The sequence below is a fragment of the Brevundimonas sp. TWP3-1-2b1 genome (genome assembly GCF_049896165.1).
Taxonomy (GTDB): Bacteria; Pseudomonadota; Alphaproteobacteria; order Caulobacterales; family Caulobacteraceae; genus Brevundimonas; species Brevundimonas subvibrioides_B.
On sequence record NZ_JAFCTT010000004.1, the window covers coordinates 82,238 to 98,485 of the forward strand.

17 protein-coding genes, 1 pseudogene and 1 riboswitch are annotated in these 16,248 nt (G+C 65.8%); of the genes and pseudogenes, 16 read left to right on the forward strand and 2 right to left on the reverse strand.

All coding sequences use genetic code 11. From position 1 onward, the window contains the following. Positions 1–110: 110 nt before the first annotated feature. The 13 genes from ACP7AB_RS05240 (at position 111) to ACP7AB_RS05300 (ending at position 10,891) form a co-directional block, all read left to right on the forward strand. On the forward strand, positions 111–440 hold the full coding sequence (locus ACP7AB_RS05240; protein ID WP_425989242.1) for a YbaB/EbfC family nucleoid-associated protein: 330 nt from the start codon (positions 111–113) through the stop codon (positions 438–440). Positions 441–635: 195 nt separating this feature from the next. Next, the gene (gene recR, locus ACP7AB_RS05245) at positions 636–1,250 is read left to right on the forward strand and encodes a recombination mediator RecR (protein WP_425989240.1); all 615 of its coding nucleotides are present in this window, start codon (positions 636–638) and stop codon (positions 1,248–1,250) included. A 12-nt stretch (positions 1,251–1,262) separates the two neighbouring features. Beyond that, positions 1,263–1,742, forward strand: a complete 480-nt coding sequence (locus ACP7AB_RS05250; protein ID WP_425989237.1) for a DUF29 domain-containing protein — start codon at positions 1,263–1,265, stop codon at positions 1,740–1,742. A gap of 180 nt (positions 1,743–1,922) precedes the next feature. Next, entirely contained in the window at positions 1,923–3,146 is a 1,224-nt protein-coding gene (locus ACP7AB_RS05255; RefSeq protein ID WP_425989235.1) for a DNA recombination protein RmuC, read from the forward strand. A gap of 90 nt (positions 3,147–3,236) precedes the next feature. Beyond that, on the forward strand, positions 3,237–3,677 hold the full coding sequence (locus tag ACP7AB_RS05260; protein ID WP_425989233.1) for a hypothetical protein: 441 nt from the start codon (positions 3,237–3,239) through the stop codon (positions 3,675–3,677). A 4-nt stretch (positions 3,678–3,681) separates the two neighbouring features. Next, positions 3,682–3,879 carry a helix-turn-helix transcriptional regulator gene (locus ACP7AB_RS05265; RefSeq protein ID WP_303695961.1) on the forward strand — a complete coding sequence of 66 codons (198 nt, stop codon included), beginning with the start codon at positions 3,682–3,684 and terminating at the stop codon, positions 3,877–3,879. Positions 3,880–3,884: 5 nt separating this feature from the next. Beyond that, positions 3,885–4,469 (forward strand): hypothetical protein, encoded by a 585-nt coding sequence (locus ACP7AB_RS05270; RefSeq protein WP_425989231.1) that lies wholly within the window; start codon positions 3,885–3,887, stop codon positions 4,467–4,469. Between the two features lie 31 nt (positions 4,470–4,500). Next, positions 4,501–5,472, forward strand: coding sequence for a TraB/GumN family protein (locus tag ACP7AB_RS05275; RefSeq protein WP_425989229.1), 972 nt, complete (start codon positions 4,501–4,503; stop codon positions 5,470–5,472). A 123-nt stretch (positions 5,473–5,595) separates the two neighbouring features. Then, positions 5,596–5,802, forward strand: a riboswitch (cobalamin riboswitch). Between the two features lie 154 nt (positions 5,803–5,956). Continuing rightward, positions 5,957–7,918: a TonB-dependent receptor plug domain-containing protein gene (locus ACP7AB_RS05280; RefSeq protein WP_425989227.1), complete on the forward strand. Its 1,962-nt coding sequence runs from the start codon at positions 5,957–5,959 to the stop codon at positions 7,916–7,918. A gap of 3 nt (positions 7,919–7,921) precedes the next feature. Beyond that, positions 7,922–8,242: an aminotransferase class I/II-fold pyridoxal phosphate-dependent enzyme gene (locus ACP7AB_RS05285; protein ID WP_425989224.1), complete on the forward strand. Its 321-nt coding sequence runs from the start codon at positions 7,922–7,924 to the stop codon at positions 8,240–8,242. Then, positions 8,242–9,129, forward strand: coding sequence for an ABC transporter substrate-binding protein (locus ACP7AB_RS05290; protein ID WP_425989222.1), 888 nt, complete (start codon positions 8,242–8,244; stop codon positions 9,127–9,129). Before ACP7AB_RS05285 ends, ACP7AB_RS05290 begins: the two co-directional genes overlap by 1 nt. Further along, a complete protein-coding gene (locus ACP7AB_RS05295; RefSeq protein ID WP_425989220.1) occupies positions 9,126–10,112 on the forward strand; it encodes a FecCD family ABC transporter permease in 987 nt (328 codons plus the stop codon). The genes ACP7AB_RS05290 and ACP7AB_RS05295 overlap by 4 nt, the downstream gene beginning before the upstream one ends. Next, a complete protein-coding gene (locus tag ACP7AB_RS05300; protein WP_425989218.1) occupies positions 10,109–10,891 on the forward strand; it encodes an ABC transporter ATP-binding protein in 783 nt (260 codons plus the stop codon). The genes ACP7AB_RS05295 and ACP7AB_RS05300 overlap by 4 nt, the downstream gene beginning before the upstream one ends. A 965-nt stretch (positions 10,892–11,856) precedes the next feature. Here ACP7AB_RS05300 and ACP7AB_RS05305 read toward each other — a convergent pair. Further along, positions 11,857–12,550, reverse strand: a pseudogene (locus ACP7AB_RS05305) (IS6 family transposase). An 86-nt stretch (positions 12,551–12,636) separates the two neighbouring features. Next, complete coding sequence (locus ACP7AB_RS05310; protein WP_425989216.1) at positions 12,637–13,776, reverse strand: glutathione-independent formaldehyde dehydrogenase; 1,140 nt, start codon at positions 13,774–13,776, stop codon at positions 12,637–12,639. A gap of 208 nt (positions 13,777–13,984) precedes the next feature. Here ACP7AB_RS05310 and ACP7AB_RS05315 point away from each other — a divergent pair. The 3 genes from ACP7AB_RS05315 (at position 13,985) to ACP7AB_RS05325 (ending at position 16,151) form a co-directional block, all read left to right on the forward strand. Then, a protein-coding gene (locus ACP7AB_RS05315) for an IS3 family transposase (protein WP_425989214.1) occupies positions 13,985–15,174 on the forward strand; the annotation gives its coding sequence in 2 pieces (ribosomal slippage) (positions 13,985–14,237 and positions 14,237–15,174; 1,191 coding nt in all). A 274-nt stretch (positions 15,175–15,448) separates the two neighbouring features. Beyond that, positions 15,449–15,862, forward strand: a complete 414-nt coding sequence (locus ACP7AB_RS05320; protein WP_425989212.1) for a BLUF domain-containing protein — start codon at positions 15,449–15,451, stop codon at positions 15,860–15,862. Between the two features lie 64 nt (positions 15,863–15,926). After that, positions 15,927–16,151 carry a hypothetical protein gene (locus ACP7AB_RS05325; protein ID WP_425989210.1) on the forward strand — a complete coding sequence of 75 codons (225 nt, stop codon included), beginning with the start codon at positions 15,927–15,929 and terminating at the stop codon, positions 16,149–16,151. The last annotated feature ends 97 nt before the right edge of the window (positions 16,152–16,248 follow it).

Consider the following 16,248-nt stretch of genomic DNA (forward strand, 5'->3'; position numbering starts at 1 on the left):
GGGCGGAACCACGCACCGTGTCCGGGGTCGCCCCCTCCACCCCCGCGCAAGCGCGCGGCGGTCCCCCTCCCCCGCTGGCGCGAGGGAGGATTGAGCCCTATCTAGAGCTCATGAAAGATCTCAACGCCCTGATGCAGCAGGCCCAGGCGATGCAGCAAAAGCTGCAGGACGCCCAGGCGAAAATGGCCGAAACCACTGCGGACGGAACCTCCGGCGGCGGCCTCGTCACGATCGCCCTCAAGGGCGCCGGCGAGGTGACCTCGGTGAAGATCGACGACAGTCTGATGGTCCCGGGCGACACCGAGATCCTGTCCGACCTGATCGTCGCCGCCCACGCCGACGCCAAGCGCAGGCTGGACGCCGTCAATGGCGAGCTGATGCGCGAGGCCGCCGGCCCGATGGCGGGGATGAACATCCCCGGCATGCCCAAGCTGTTCTAGACCTTGACGGGCACACCCCTTTTTTCCGCTCATCCCCGCGAATGCGGGGACCCAGTGCTTTGGGCGATGGGGGGCAGGAGCACGAACCCTGACCCCCATCCCTCGCACCCTGCCTCACGACAGAACTGGGTCCCCGCATTCGCGGGGATGAGCGGAGTTTGTGGTTCGGCCATGAGTGGAACGGGACAGGTCTGAGTGGCCGCCTCCGCCGGACCCGAGATCGAGCGACTGATCGCGCTCCTGGCCAAGCTGCCGGGGCTCGGTCCCCGTTCGGCCCGGCGCGCGGCCCTGGCCCTGTTGAAGAAGCGCGAACAGCTGCTCGAACCCCTCGCCGCCTCTCTGGCGGAGACGGCGGCCAAGGTCGTGTCCTGCTCCGTCTGCGGCGCCCCCGACACCCGTAATCCCTGTTCGATCTGCTCCGACCCGAGCCGGGACAACGCCCTGATCTGCGTGGTCGAGGAGGCGGGTTCGCTGTGGGCCATGGAACGATCCGGCGCCTTCCGCGGCAAATATCATGTGCTCGGCGGGCTCCTGTCGGCGCTCGACGGAGTCGGTCCCGAGGCCCTGCGTGTTTCGGAACTCGTCGGCCGGGTGAAGGGCGGCGAGGTGCGCGAGGTCGTCCTGGCCCTGCCCGCCACCGTCGACGGCCAGACCACGGCCCATTATCTCGCCGACCGCATCTCGGCGACGGGGGCCGGGAACGCGGTCGAGATCACCTCCCTGGCTCGAGGCGTCCCCGTGGGCGGCGACCTCGACTGGCTCGACGACGGCACCATCGTCCAGGCGCTTCGGGCGCGACGACCGGCGTGATATAGATCGGTTATGGCTGACGACCTGACCAGACCGGCGAGCGACCTCTACGAGCGGGACTATGTCGCCTGGGCGGAGGCTCAGGCATCCGCGTTGCGGTCTCGAAAGGGCGGCGAGAATGCTCTCGACTACGACAATCTCGCCGAGGAGATCGAAGATTTGGGCAAGTCCGAGCAACGTGCCTGCGAAAGCCAGATCGAGAACATCATCGAGCATCTGCTGAAGATCGAATTCGTTGGTCCGGCGGAGACAATCCCGCACTGGAGCAAAGAACTTCGGGGCTTCAGGCGCGAGCTTTCCAAACGCCGGACGGCGACGATCGACAACAGGCTGCAACTCGAACTGGCGGATGCCTTCGACTACGCGGTCAAATCGCTTGTCACAGGTCGTATACTCCCCGCCGCCGACGAGGGGTTCGAGGTGGCTCCCGGTTACAGTTGGGACCAGATTATCGACCCGGACTGGTATCCTGTCCCGCGCTACGCGGGCTGACAGCTCCCTGCGTCCGTTTCCGGCGTAGCAAGCGGCTATAGGGGAAACGATGGACCCTCCAACGCTTCAGTCCCGGTCGGAGGCTCCGGACGCTCCGGCCTCTTCGGACGCTTCGGACTGTGTTTTTGGAGTCCGGATCGACCGTGGCCCGCCGCCCCGACTCTCGCTAAGGAACGGAGCATGAACACGCTCTCGATCGTCCTCGCCGTCGTTTCGCTGGTCCTCGCGGCCGGCTTCCTGTGGGCCTTCCTCGGCTGGCAGAAGGCGATGAACGCCCTGACGTCGGCGCAGGAAAAGGTCGCCCTGATCGAGGAAAGCCGCACCACGATGGGCGAACTGTTGCGCGCCCAGGCCGCCCAGTCGGCCCAGGTCATCGCCGACCAGATGGTCACCCGCGCGACCGAGACCTTCCAGGCCCAGGACCGCGTCGCCCGCGAGCGGATGGAGGCCCAGCTGAAGCCTGTCGCCGACACCCTGGCCAAGTTCGAGACCCAGGTCGCTGCGCTTGAGAAGGCGCGGGCGGAGGAGACCGGCACGCTCAAGGAACAGCTCTCGGCCCTGATGATCGCCTCGACCGCCACCCGCGACGAGGCCAAACGGCTGACCGAGGTCCTGCGCGGCAACACCGGCCGGCGCGGCCGCTGGGGCGAACAGACCTGCCGCAATGTGCTTGAGGCCGCGGGCATGGCGGGCCGGTTCGATTTCACCGAACAGTCGTCCAGCGCCAATGACGAGGGTCGTCAGATGCGGCCGGACTTCCTGGTGCGGTTGCCGGGCGGCGGCCTGTTCGTCATCGACGCCAAGGTGCCGCTGGCCTTCCCCGACGCCGCCGAGCCGGACGACGAGGCGCGCGATGCGGCCATGTCGGCGCGCAACGCCGCCAGCATCAAGAACCATGTCCGCGACCTGGCCGCGAAGGCCTATCAGGACCAGTTCAAGCCCAGCCCCGACTTCGTCGCCCTGTTCGTGCCCTCTGACGCCTTCCTGTCGGCAGCGCTGGATCGCGAGCCGGAACTGATGACCGACGCCATGGCCCGGCGCGTCATCATCGTCACCCCCTCGACCCTGTTCGCCCTGTGCAAGGCCGTCGCCTATGGCTGGCGCGCCGAGGAGCAGTCGAGGAACGCGGACGAGGTCGCGAAACTGGGCAAGGAACTCTACAAACGCCTGTCAGTCATGGGCGGCCATATCTTCGGCGTCGGGCGGGCGCTGGAACAGGCCGTCGGCAAGTACAACCAGTTCGTCGGTTCGCTGGAGAGCCAGGTCATGGTCTCGGCCAAACGGTTCGAGGACCTGCAGGTCGATCACGAGGGCAAGGAGCTGCCCCAGTTGACCGCCATCGACCAGGCGCCGCGCGTCCTCAGCCGTCCGGAACTGATCCACGACAAGGCCGCCGGGGCCTGATTGACCGTCGCCCTGTCGTCTGACAAGGTCGCTTGACATCGGCTGCCACGAGTGTAAAACAGCCTTGTCATTGCGATGAGGATGCGTGTCATGGCTCGGGAAGCTCGAGTGTCGGAACAACCGCTGAGGCGCTACGGGGCCGTCATGGGTATCTGCGTCCTGGCGGGCATGGCTGCCGGCGCAGTGGCCGGCGTCGTCAGCGCGACCTCCGACGAGGCCAGCCTCGGTGGCGCGGCCTTGATCGCCGCGGCCGTCGCCCTGGCCATGGCCGCCGCCCTCTGGGCCTGTTTCCGGTGGTGGAAGGGTCTCGATGAAGCCGCGCAGGAAGCGCACAAATGGGCCTGGTGGTGGGGCTCCACCGTCGGCCTGTGCTTCGCCGGCGTCATCCTGCTGACCCTGCTCTACGGCGCTGGCGATCTCGGCGAGGCGCCGATCAAGTCCATCCTGATGTTGGGGACCGCCATCGTCACGGGCTGCCAGATGGTCGGCTACAGCGTCGCCTGGGCCGCGTGGTGGCTGAGGCGGCGGTGACCGCATGAACAACCATCTCAGAACCCTGCGCGCCGACCGGGGTTGGAGCCAGGCCGACCTGGCCGCCGCTCTGGGCGTCTCGCGCCAGACCGTTAATGCCCTGGAGACGGGCCGCTACGACCCCTCGCTGCCGCTCGCCTTCAAGATCGCACGCGTCTTTGAACAACCGATCGAAGCCATCTTTTCGGACACAGGAGCCTGAGCCTCATGTCGCGTTCTGAAATCTCGACCCAGCCGCTCGTCGTCAAGATCCTCGGCGGTCTGGCCCTGGCCGCCGTCGGCGCCCTCACGGGCGCCGCCCTCGCCAACGCCATCGAGGGTCGCAACATGCCGTGGGCCGACAGCCTGGCCCTGGCCATGGCCGTTGCCCTGATCACCATCGGCGTCCTGAGCGCCATCACCATGGCCCTGCGCCCATCGACCGTGCCCAAGGGCTGCGGGGTTCTGCAGATCGTCGTCTTCCTGCTCGCCGGGGCGATGTTCCTGGCGCCCATGTACGCCTCGGCGTTCGTTACGGCCGACACTGTGTTTGCCGGCATCGCGGTCCTCCTGGCCGTGCAGACCGTGGCCAACGTCATGCTCTGGCGACGCGCGGACGAGATGCTGCGACAGGTCATGGCCGAGACCAGCGCCATCGCCTTCTGGGCCCTGCAGACCGCCCTGTTCCTCTACGCCGCCGCCGAACGGCTGGGACTCGTGGACACGATCAGCGGCTGGGGCCTGACCGGCATCCTGATGGCCGTATACCTCGTGTCTTCCATCGCCGCCGCCGCTCGCCGCGGCATTCACTGACCGCCCTTCCCGAACCGCAGGATTTTGCAGCATGACGCTCATCAGCCGCCTGAAGACCACCACCGTCTCCATGGGCAGGACCGCCGTCGGCGTCGCCCTCGGGATCAGCCTCGCCGCAGCCCTGCTGGCCGGAGCGCCAAAGGCCTTCGCCCAGGACGCCTCCCCGGCTCACGACCACGCCGCCATCGTCCAGGCGGCCGGCGAGGGCCCGGCCCTGTGGTCCATCTCCGACGCCGATTCGACCATCTACCTGTTCGGCACGGTCCATGTGCTGCGCCCCGACACGCCCTGGGGCTCGGCCATGGTCGACGCCGCCTTCGACGCCAGCCAGAATGTCATCTTCGAGATATCCAATCCCGACGATCAGTCGGCGCTGATGCCTCTGATCCAGCAATACGGCCTGTCGCCCCAGACCCCGCTGTCCAGCCTGCTGACGGCCGAGGAACTGGCCCATCTCGATGTCGCCGCGCGCTCGATCGGCGGCAGCGCCGCCCAGTTCGACCCGCTTCGCCCCTGGCTGGTGGCCCTTTCCCTGTCGGTCGCCCCGCTGGTGAAGGCCGGCTACGATCCCGCGTCGGGCGTTGAACTGATCCTCAAGCATCGCGCCGAGGAGGCCGGCAAGCCGGTCACCGGGATGGAGACCATCGGCCGGCAGGTCGAGATACTTGCCGGCCTGTCGCAGGACACCCAACTGGCCTTCCTGCGTTCGACGCTAGAGGATTTCGACGAGGCCACGACCGAGCTCGACGCCCTCGTCGATGCCTGGGCCACCGGTGATGTCGAGGCGATCGATCGTATCGGCGTGGCCGAGATGAAGGCGGAATCGCAGGAGGTCTATGACGCGCTGCTGGTCCGCCGAAACACTGCCTGGGCCGACCAGATCCAGACCCTGCTCGCCGGGTCGGGCACGACCTTCATCGCCGTCGGCAGCGCCCATCTCGCCGGCGACGACAGCGTCCAGGAAATCCTGGAAGCGCGCGGCGTCGAGGTCGCGCGCCGGTAGCGGACTTCAACGACAGGGGCAGGATCGGCGGCGATCAGCACGACCTCGTCCGCTGCCCGGGCGCTGCGAGGACGAGAGTGGTCGCCATGCAGCGCTCCATTGCCGGGCTTCGAACAATGGCCTAATTGCCCCCCTGCGACAGGTTCCCCAGTGATGGGGATGAAAAGGGAACTCAGGTGTGAAACCTGGGCTGCCCACGCAACTGTAAGCGGCGAGTCCGCGCACCAATAGCCACTGGGTCCCGAAGGCGAAAGCCGGAGAGCCTGGGAAGGCGGTGCGCACCGGCATTGACCCGCGAGCCAGGAGACCTGCCCGTCGTGGTCGTCCTTCGCGCGGACGTGGTGTGCCGAGCGAAACGGGGTTTTTCCCGAATGGCGACGTCTGTTGGGCCGCGCATCGCTGCGCGGTCGCGACCGGGCGCGTCTCCATGTCCGATCGTGGCCGTTCTGCGCGCCGGCTCGTTGTCAAACGAGGGATTGGACCCATGAGAAACGAACTGATCATCAGCGCCGCCACGGCTGCGCTCCTGCTCGCCGCCAACGCCGCGAGCGCACAACCCGCCCCATCCGTCACCGACCCCAGCCTGCTGGACGACGTGGTGGTCACCGCCAACCGCTCGGCCCAGTCAGCCGCTCGCGTCGGCCAGTCGGTCACCGTCCTGACGACCGAAGACATCAGGACCAGCCAGGCGGTCGGCGTCGCCGACCTGCTGGCCCGCACGCCGGGCGTGACCCTGTCGCGCAACGGCGGGATCGGCTCCCCAACCTCTCTGCGTATCCGCGGCGCCGAGACGGACCAGACGGTCGCGGTCATCGACGGCGTCAAGCTGAACGATCCCTCGGGCACCGGCGGCGGCTACAATTTCGGCAACCTGCTCGTCGGCGACATAGCGCGCATCGAGGTGCTGCGCGGCGCCCAGTCGACCCTGTGGGGCTCCCAGGCCATCGGCGGGGTAGTCAATATCGTGACCGCCGGACCGACCCGCCCGTTCCAGGCCGGCATCGACGCCGAGGTCGGTTCGCGCGGCACGACGTATCTGCGCGGCAACATAGGCGGGGCCACCGAGCGCGCGACCTGGCGGCTGGCTGCGTCGCACTACGAGACGGAGGGTTTCTCGGCCTTCGCGCGTGGAAGCGAGAAGGACGGCTACGAGAATTTCGGGCTGAGCGGCCGAGCCAACGTCCGCATCCTGGAAGGCGTCTCGCTCGACTTGCGCGCCGTCTATTCGGACGGAACCGTCGAGGCCGATGGCTTCCCCGCGCCCCTGTTTGCCTTCGGCGACACGCGCGAGACATCGAGCACCAAGGAGTTGGTCACCTACACGGGCCTGAACGTCGACCTGTTCGACGGCCGCCTGGGCAACCGGGTCGCCTATGCCTACACCCGCACGGACCGGGCGCTGCTCAATCCCGATCAGGCGGCGACCAATGTCACCTTCGCCGCCGAGGGTCTGAACAAGCGCTACGAGTACCAGGGCGTGCTGGATATCCGCAAAGGCTGGACCGCGACGTTCGGCGCGGAGCACGAGGACAGCGCTTTCAGCTCCGCCTCGCCATCCTCGTTCACCCCGAACCCTGTGCCGGCGACGGCCGAGGTCGGCCTCGACGGCGTCTATGCTCAACTGCAGGCGGAGGTCGTCGACGGCCTGACCCTGACGGGCGGCGTGCGTCGGGACGAACACGACACCTTCGGCGGCAAGACCCTCGGCCAGGCGGCCGCGGCCTGGTCTCTCAACGACGGCTCGACCGTCGTGCGGGCCAGCTTCGGCCAGGGCTTCAAGGCGCCGAGCCTGTATCAACTCTACAGCGACTACGGGAACACGGCTCTGCAGCCGGAAGAGGCGGATGGCTGGGACGCGGGCATGGAACAGCGTCTGCTGGACGGTGCTCTGATTGTGTCGGCGACCTGGTTCGCGCGCGAGACGACCAACCAGATCGACTTCGTGTCCTGCTCCGGCACGGTGACGCCGGCGGCGGCGCCCCTGTGCTTCCGCAATGGGGTGCGCCGGTTCGGCTACTACAACAACGTCGCCCTGACCGAGGCGGACGGTTTCGAACTGGCGGGGGACTATGAGATCGGGTCCTTCCGGGTCAATGCCAACTACACCCGGACCAACACCGAGAACCGCACCCCGGGCGCCAACCTGGGTCGTGAACTGGCGCGGCGTCCCAGGGATGCGGCCAACCTGACGCTCGGCTATGTCTGGCCGTTCGGACTGTCGACCTCGGTCGCGGTCCAACGCGCGGGCGACAGCTTCGACAACGCCTCGAACGCCGCGCGTCTGAAGGGTTACACCCTGGTCGATCTGCGCGCGTCCTACCCGATCAACGAGACGCTGGAGGTCTATGGTCGGGTCGAGAACGTCGGCGACGAGGTCTATGAGACCACCCGCAACTACGGCGTCGCGGGGCGTGGGACCTTCGTCGGCGTGCGCGCCCGGTTCTAGGCGATGTCGGGCGCCATTCCTCACGGCGGGCGACTGGCCGAGGCGCGGAGGACGTATCCCTCCGCGCCGACGCCCTGGCTCGACCTTTCGACGGGAATTAATCCCGAGGGATGGCGCCGCAGGCGGGAGGCCGCCGCCGCCCGGTTCTTCGCGGTCATGGGTGATAGGACGATCGTGCTGCGGTCGTTCGGCAAGGTCCACGGGCTGGCAGGGGCGCGGCTTGTGTTCGTAGTGGCGAACTCCGAACTGGTGGCCCGGCTTCATGGCTGGATCGTTGGGCGGCCTGTCGGGACGGACGCCATCGCCTTGGAGATCGACTTCTGATGATGCTGGACAGGCGGATGGTGATGGGGGGCGGGCTGGCGATGACGGTCGGGTGCAGCGTCGCGCCCGGACCGCCCGCGCCGGTCTCGGCCGGTCGGTCGCAGCGGATCGTGTCGCTGAACCCCTGTCTCGACGTCATCCTGGTGCGGGTGGCGGACCGGGCCCAGATCGGGGCGCTGAGCCACTATGCGCGCGAGGACTATGGCTCGACCATCGCCGACATCGCCCGCACCCTGCCGTTTACCTACGAGACGACGGAGGAGGTGATCGCCCTGCGGCCGGACCTCGTCATGACGGGCCGGCACTCCTCGCTGGCGATGCGCAACGCACTGGATCGGCTCAATATCCCGACCGCGCTGTTCGACGTGCCCGAGACTGTCGCCGCCAGCCTGGAACAGGTGCAGGAGGTCGCCCGGCTGGTCGGCCATCCCGAGCGAGGCGAGGCGTTGGTCGCTGAGATCGGGGCCGCCCTGGCCGCCGCCGCGCCCGCGTCCGGAACGCGACCTGTGTCGGCCCTGGTCTTCATGCCGGGCGGGTTCGCCTCCGGGCCGGGGACGCTGATGGACGAGATGATGACCCGGATCGGCCTGACCAACGCAGCGTCGCGCTACGGCCTTCAACGCACGATGAACGTGCCGCTGGAAATGGTCGTGGCCGACCCGCCGGACATCCTGCTGTCCGGCGAAGCCTATCGCGGCGCACCGAGCCGGGCGGAGCGGGTGATGGAGCATCCGGCCCTGGCGCGCGTCGCCGGCGACATGCAGCGGGCTGTCTTCCCCGAACGTCTGCTGTTCTGCGGCGGCCCGGTCCTGATCCAGACGGCGGCCGCCTTGTCGCGTGCCCGCGACGCCGCATTGGCCAACCAGGTGGGGGCGAGGCACGCATGAAACCGATCAGCCGACCTCTTCTCTATGCGGGGCTGCTCGTGCTGCTGGTGATCCTGTCGGGGCTCAGCCTCATCGCCGGCAAGGTCTGGGTGCCGTTCAGCGCCTGGACCCAGCCGGACATTGATCCGCGCTGGGCGATCGTCTTCGAACTGCGTCTGCCGAGGACGGTCCTCGGCATTTTAGTCGGGGCGGCCCTGGGTCTCTCGGGCGCGGTGCTGCAGGGCTATACGCGCAACCCGCTCGCCGATCCGGGGGTGCTCGGCGTCTCGGCCATGGCGGCGCTGGGGGCGGTGCTGACCCTCTACTATGGCGTGACGGCCTATGCGCCCTGGGCCCTGCCGGTCGCGGCGGTCAGCGGGGCGCTGATCGGGGTCGCCATCCTGATGCTGTTGTCGGGATCGGCGTCGAGTCTGGTGACCTTCATTCTGGCGGGAGCCATCCTCAACATCCTGTCCAGTGCAGGCGTGTCGCTGGCCCTGTCGCTGGCGCCCAACCCCTGGGCGGTGAACGAGATCGTCGACTGGCTGATGGGATCTCTGGCGGATCGCAGCTTCGAGGAGGTGAAGATGGCGCTGCCCCTCATCGCCATCGGCTGCAGTCTCCTGCTGACCACCGGGCGAGCGTTGGATGCCCTGACGCTCGGCGAAATCGGAGCGCGGTCGCTGGGCATCTCCATGTCGAAGACGCGCTGGGTGCTGGCGCTCGGCGTGGGTCTGGCTGCGGGGGCCAGCGTCGCGGTGACGGGCGTGATCGGTTTCGTCGGACTGGTGACTCCGCATCTGCTGCGGCCGTTGGTCGGCGCCCGACCAGGGGCGTTGCTTGTTCCAAGCATCCTCGGTGGGGCGGTCATCGTACTGGCCGGAGACATTCTGGTGCGGATGACCCCGGCGGCGGGCGAGGTGAAGCTGGGGGTCGCCATGGCCGCGCTCGGCGCGCCGTTCTTTCTCGTTCTGTTGCTGCGCATGAGGAGGAAGATCGCGTGAGCGTGCTGTCCTGCACCGACCTGAATGTCCACATCGGCGGCAAGTCGATCCTGTCGGCCGTCAGTCTGTCGATCGAGGCCGGCAAGGTCACAGCCATCGTCGGCCCCAATGGCGCCGGCAAGTCGACCCTGTTGGCCTGCCTCGCGGGTTTGCGGGAGCCGACCTCGGGCGGGGCCCTGCTGGATAGCGTCCCCCTTTCCGGCATGAAGTCGCGCGACCGGGCGAAGCGCCTTGCCTTCTTGCCCCAGACGCCGGAGATCGCCTGGGCGGTCGAGGTGCGGACCCTGGTCGAGCTGGGTCGCACCCCCTTCATCGGCGCACGCGGTCAGTCCGAGGAGGACCATGCGGCCGTGGATCGCGCGATGGCCGCCGCCAATGTCATCGCGTTCGAACACCGCATCGTCGACACCCTGTCAGGCGGCGAGCGGGCGCGGGTGCTGATTGGGAGAGCGTTGGCCGGAGAGCCCGAATGGCTGCTGGCCGACGAGCCCCTGACCGGCCTCGACCCGGCGCATCAGCTTGACGCCGCGGCCCTGTTCCGCCGGTTGGCGGACGACGGCGTCGGCATCGTGGTGACCCTGCACGACCTGTCGATGGCGTTGCGCATATCTGACCGGATCATCGTCCTGGCCGAGGGCGGCGTCCTGGCCGACGAGCCGCCGGCGACCGCCCTGTCGCCCGAGGTGCTGAGGCGCGCCTATGGCGTCGAGGCGACTCTCACCCAGGGGCCGGGCGGTCCTCTGATCGACGTGATCAGCCGTGTGACCCTGCCTCGTTAGAGTGGACACTTTTCTCCAACTCCGAAAAACTGGCATAGGCGTCCAGTGAAACGGGGAGGATCAAAACCACGCCGCCCCGAAGGGCCAGGTGCTGGAGCGGGCGGCGGGAATCGAACCCGCACGAAAAGCTTGGGAAGCTTTCATTTTCGGTTACAAAACAGCCCCTTGGATGCAAAATGATCCTGGCGCTTTACGACGCCCAAGCTTCGGCAACGTAATGCCTGCCGCCTGAACGGCCGAGCCATCCAGGGCCTGAAACAATCCGGTAAATGTCTGAGTCTGACTCTTTGCTGCGGTTCGGAAGGTCCGCTTGGCGGTCCGAAGCCGATGACTTCTCCCGACCCATAGCAGACCTTGGCAGGCTCAGTCTTTTGCTTCAGGCTTAGCGTTCTTCGCGCGATGGGTCAGTGCGGGTAGAGGATTGAGATGATGCGAAAGCTGTTGCTCTATCTGATTGGCCTGACTTTTACTTCGTTGGTCGCCACAGCGGCCCGGGATGCTGTGGGGAGGGAACAAGCGTGGGACCAACTGCCGTTGCTTTACGCGATTATGTTCGGCAGCTTTATCCTGACGCTTGCGGTAGTGCGGCTGCAAAGTCGAAGCCATGGCTCGGCAAAAAATACCGGAGAGCGACTGTCTGCTTTCCATCCGAGGCGACGGTCGGCTCCCGACCCTTAGCGGACCTTAGTCGTAGTCGTTTCCAGCTTCGTCGATTGACCGGACGCGCAGATCACAGATACCGGCGGCGGTATGCAGTAGAGACAGCCGATTGCCCGCTTCTGGGTCCTCCCAAGTGATTATCTTCAGAATGGCTTGGTCGCTTACGTCCGTCGGCTGCCCATGCTCGGCGAGCAGGCCGTCGACGAGGGCGTCGCATTGCCGAAAGGGCACGTCGAACCGAATGAAGGTCAAACCGTTCGGGCCGTAGAAATACTCCGCTTCGAGTTCGATTGCCCTGTCTGAAATCAGGCAACCTCAGCCTCCCACGCGGACGCCGCCTCGGCGCGAAATCGCCGAAGTGTCGGTCTGTTGATGAAATGGCGCTGGAGGTTGAACGTATTGTAGATCGGCGTTTGGATGGTGAGGAACCTCTGGACGGAGGCTTGGAATTTGAACCTCTGCTGCTGGCGTTCTCGTGGTCGAATCGGCAGGTGTGGTTCTCAGCCCGGTTGTTCTCCCGAAGCCGACCCGGCCGACGCAGATGCCTCGGATCCAGTTGATCCAGAGCCACTCCGTACGACGCCAGGCCGTCGGTCGTGATCGTCTCCGGCGCTCGACCGGCTGGTTGTGTAGGAGGCGCTTCAGCAGCTTCATCGCCGCCTCTGTGTCCCGCCGGCGCTGGACCACAAAGTCGAGGACTTCACCTTGGTCGTCGACCGCACGCCAAAGGCACATCCGCTTTCCGCCGATCCAGCAGACCATCTTGTCCAGGTGCCAGCGGGGCGGAGGGGCACACCGCCGCTTCTTGAGCCGCCGGGCGATCAAAGGGCCGAACTTGATGGCCCAGCACCGAATCGTCTCGTGGCTGACGTCAATCCGCCGCTGCGCGAGAAGCTCCTCGACGTCCCGGACACACAGGTTGAACCGGAGGTACAGCCAAACGGCATGGCGGATGACATCCGCCGGAAACCGGTGGCGCTTAAACGAGATCGGCTTCACGAAACTTCATCCCCGTCGGCGGCCAAGCCCGCTCCAAGTGGAGACAAGTAAGCTTTAGCCTGACAGCACCTCGCCCGTTGCCCGTCTCAGCCGTTGGGCTTCAGCACCACCTTGGTCCAGCCGTCGTCGCGGGCGTTGAAATGCTTGTAGGCGTTCGGGGCTTCGTCCAGAGAAAGCGTGTGAGAGATGATCTTGGACGGCGTCGCTTTGCCGGCGTGTATCAGATTTGCAAGGCGACGGTTGTAGGCTTTTACATTGGCCTGTCCCGTGCCGATCTTCTGGCCCTTGAACCAAAACGTTCCGAAGTCAAAGGCCATCTTGCCCTCCTTGGCCAAGTCGTCCTTGGCCCCGGGATCCTCGGGGATAAAGACGCCGACCACGCCGATGCCGCCAGTGGCCTTTGTCGAGGCGACGAGACAGTTCATCGTATAGTTGCTGCGTTCCTTGCCGTGGCGGTCGCAACACTGATAGCCAACGCATTCACAGCCCCGGTCGGTGCCCAAACCCTCGGTGGCGTCCAAGATGGCCTCGATTGGATCGACGTCCTTCATATTGATTGGAATGCCGCCCAACTCTTCGACTAATTTCAGGCGATCCGGCTGGTTATCAACCACGAAGACTTTGGACGCACCCTTGATTATCGCCGAATGCAAAGCCATCAGGCCGACAGGACCAGCACCGTAGATGGCGATAGTTTCTCCCGGCAGCAGTCCGGCCAGTTCGGTGGCGTGCCAGCCGGTCGGAAAGATGTCGGACAGCATGACATAGTCGCCCTCCTTTTCCTCGGCATCCTCGGGCAACACTAGGCAGTTGTAGTCGGCATACGGTACGCGCAGCATCTCGGCTTGGCCGCCTTGGAACGGACCCATGCCAGCGAAGCCATAGGCCGCGCCGGCAGTACCGGGATTGCACGTCAAGCAGAAGCCCGAGAGCCCACGTTCACAGTTGACGCAGAAGCCGCAGCCAACGTTGAAGGGCATGCAAACGCGGTCGCCCTTCTTAATCCGATCGACGGCAGAGCCGACCTCGATCACTTCGCCCATGTTCTCGTGACCGAACACTTTGCCGGCTTCGAAATTGGTGCGGCCCTCGTACATGTGCAAATCCGAACCGCAGATGTTGGTCGACGTTAGGCGGATGACGACGTCGGTGGCCTTCTCGATCCTGGAATCCGGGACTTCCTCGACGCTGACGTCGCAGGGGCCGTTGTAGACGACGGCTTTCATGGGCGTTTCTCCTTGTCCTGACCGAAATGGGCACGGGGAGAAGCGGACCGCGACCGCTATCGTTCCGGTGATGTCAGGTTAATCCCTCGGATCGAAAGTGAGGTGGCGCCGAAAAATCGGACAGGCGGTTAAGGTGGGTCAGACTGACGTGACCCCCTGAAACTTCTCCAGGAATAGCTAGAGTCCGCACCTCGAAAGGACGGACGGAATGAAGCGATCGAGATTTACGGAAGAGCAGATCATCGGGATCCTGCGCGAGCAGGAGACGGGTGTCCCGGTGGCGGACTTATGCAGGAAGCACGGGCTCAGCTCGCCGACGTTTTACAAGTGGAAGGCCAAGTTCGGTGGCATGGACGTGTCGGAGGCCCGGCGGCTGAAGACGCTTGAGGACGAGAACGCCAAGCTGAAGCGGTTGCTGGCGGATGCGATGCTGGACAACGTCGCGCTGAAGGATCTGCTGGGAAAAAAGTGGTGACGCCCGCCGCGCATCGAGAGGCTGTGGCGCACCTGCGATCGGTCTACGAGATGAGCGAGCGGCGGGCGTGCCGGGTTCTGGGCGTCGATCGTGCGAGCGTGCGCTACCAGGCCACGCGGCCGGACGACGGTGCCCTGCGGGATCGGCTGAAGGCGCTGGCCCAGGAGCGGCGGCGGTTCGGCTATCGCCGTCTGCACGTGATGCTTCGGCGCGAGGGCCATGCGGTCAACCGCAAGCGGGTCCAGCGGATCTACCGCGAGGAGAAGCTGATGGTGCGCCGGCGCGGTGGACGCAAACGCGCCATGGGCACGCGGCGTCCGCTGGAGGTTCCCCTGGTGGCCAACCAGCGCTGGTCGCTGGACTTCGTGTCCGACCAGATGACCGACGGGCGGCGGTTCCGGATCCTGACGGTGATCGACAACTGCACCCGCGAGTGCCTCGGGCTCGTCGCCGACACCTCGCTGTCCGGCCAGCGGGTGGCGCGAGAGCTGGACGCCATCATGCTTCGGCGCGGACGACCGGACACGATCATCAGTGACAACGGGACGGAATACACATCCAACGCCATCCTGGCCTGGGCCGACGAGACCGGCGTGGGCTGGCATTACATCGCGCCGGGCAAGCCCCAGCAGAACGGCTTCAACGAGAGCTTCAACGGTCGCCTGCGCGACGAACTGCTGAACGAGACGCTGTTCCGGTCACTGCCACACGCCCGGTCCGTGCTGGATGCCTGGCGGCGCGACTACAACGAAACCCGGCCGCACTCGAAGCTGGGATGGTTGACGCCCGAGGCCTATGCCAAGGCGCTCACCGGACACATCGGCCGGCCTGCTGCGCTGGTTGATGGCTGCTCAGACCGGCCTAATGCCACCCCAGCCAATCACGGCTCAGATCAACCAAGGACTCTCATTATGACTGGATGAGAAACGGGGTTAACGTCATCGGCGACCCCGGCCCCTGCCTGACTCCAAGCTGTGATTCCGACAGTTTCTTCATGGCTGAGAACGGCGGGTTCGTCTCACCGATGATCTCGACGGACCGCTTGATCCCAAAGCTGCATCGGAGGTGGCGGAAGGCGGAGGCGTGTCTGCAGGAGCGCTGCGGGGAGACCTAAGAAGGCCGCGTTCGCGAACATCTGTTTGGGAACACGGAACATCCGGGACATCGAGACCTTCATCTACGCAGAAGGAGAGACCGATGCGTTGGAAAAGGGTAATCTATTGTAGCAATGCGACGGTCTCGATGGAGAACGCACTCAACCTCGCCGAAATCCTTGGCGTGTCCGCACGCAATAACCAGCGCGATGAAATCACCGGCCTCCTCGCCCACGCCGGTGGCATATTCATCCAAGCCGTTGAGGGACCACCTCATGCCGTGGACGCGCTGATGGCCCGCCTGCGCTCCGACACGCGACATCGTGATTTAAGGGTGCTTGGGGAGGACGTCGCGTCCGAGCGCGCCTTCCCAGCTTGGGTCATGGAGACGCCGAAGATGAGGCCCGACCGGACACTTCTTCTGCGTGAGTTGGTCGAAAGCTGCGAAGTCTCGTACGGGACTGCTTTGAAGCTGATGCTCGAAATGGCCGATGACCAAGAATACTATTCGTCGTAACGGCTGACGCGGCTATTTGAAGGTTGAGCTTGCGTCGGTCGTCTAGCGGTGTCCATACTCATGAATGGGAAAGCTGCTCGACCGGCTGCTGGAAGGCTCCCACGCCTACCGCGTTAAGCGCGAGGCGGACGGATACACGCTCATCGCCGAACCTGATTACGTGGACGAGTTCAGCGATTTGGTGCGCGAAGCCGCCGACCATGCTGGCCACGACTGCATCGTCTTCACCACGAGCGATGGGCACCACGGCTACAGCCGGATGTTCGTTATGCCCATAGACGGCGGTTAGGCCGAACCATCTCGGGGGCTCTGTCAGCCCGAACTTAGCTTGGCGGTAAGCCGGATCGGCTCTGTCAGCCCAGACTTAGCTTGGCGGCAACACGGAA

Excerpts from the sequence above, each read along its gene's own strand:
- ACP7AB_RS05320 (WP_425989212.1), top strand. The coding sequence starts at position 15,449 with ATGCGTTGGAAAAGGGTAATCTATTGTAGCAATGCGACGGTCTCGATG.
- ACP7AB_RS05295 (WP_425989220.1), top strand. The coding sequence starts at position 9,126 with ATGAAACCGATCAGCCGACCTCTTCTCTATGCGGGGCTGCTCGTGCTG.
- ACP7AB_RS05290 (WP_425989222.1), top strand. The coding sequence starts at position 8,242 with ATGATGCTGGACAGGCGGATGGTGATGGGGGGCGGGCTGGCGATGACG.
- ACP7AB_RS05325 (WP_425989210.1), top strand. The coding sequence starts at position 15,927 with ATGGGAAAGCTGCTCGACCGGCTGCTGGAAGGCTCCCACGCCTACCGC.
- ACP7AB_RS05275 (WP_425989229.1), top strand. The coding sequence starts at position 4,501 with ATGACGCTCATCAGCCGCCTGAAGACCACCACCGTCTCCATGGGCAGG.
- ACP7AB_RS05240 (WP_425989242.1), top strand. The coding sequence starts at position 111 with ATGAAAGATCTCAACGCCCTGATGCAGCAGGCCCAGGCGATGCAGCAA.
- ACP7AB_RS05280 (WP_425989227.1), top strand. The coding sequence starts at position 5,957 with ATGAGAAACGAACTGATCATCAGCGCCGCCACGGCTGCGCTCCTGCTC.
- ACP7AB_RS05285 (WP_425989224.1), top strand. The coding sequence starts at position 7,922 with ATGTCGGGCGCCATTCCTCACGGCGGGCGACTGGCCGAGGCGCGGAGG.
- ACP7AB_RS05265 (WP_303695961.1), top strand. The coding sequence starts at position 3,682 with ATGAACAACCATCTCAGAACCCTGCGCGCCGACCGGGGTTGGAGCCAG.
- ACP7AB_RS05270 (WP_425989231.1), top strand. The coding sequence starts at position 3,885 with ATGTCGCGTTCTGAAATCTCGACCCAGCCGCTCGTCGTCAAGATCCTC.
- ACP7AB_RS05310 (WP_425989216.1), bottom strand. The coding sequence starts at position 13,776 with ATGAAAGCCGTCGTCTACAACGGCCCCTGCGACGTCAGCGTCGAGGAA.
- ACP7AB_RS05250 (WP_425989237.1), top strand. The coding sequence starts at position 1,263 with ATGGCTGACGACCTGACCAGACCGGCGAGCGACCTCTACGAGCGGGAC.
- ACP7AB_RS05255 (WP_425989235.1), top strand. The coding sequence starts at position 1,923 with ATGAACACGCTCTCGATCGTCCTCGCCGTCGTTTCGCTGGTCCTCGCG.
- ACP7AB_RS05260 (WP_425989233.1), top strand. The coding sequence starts at position 3,237 with ATGGCTCGGGAAGCTCGAGTGTCGGAACAACCGCTGAGGCGCTACGGG.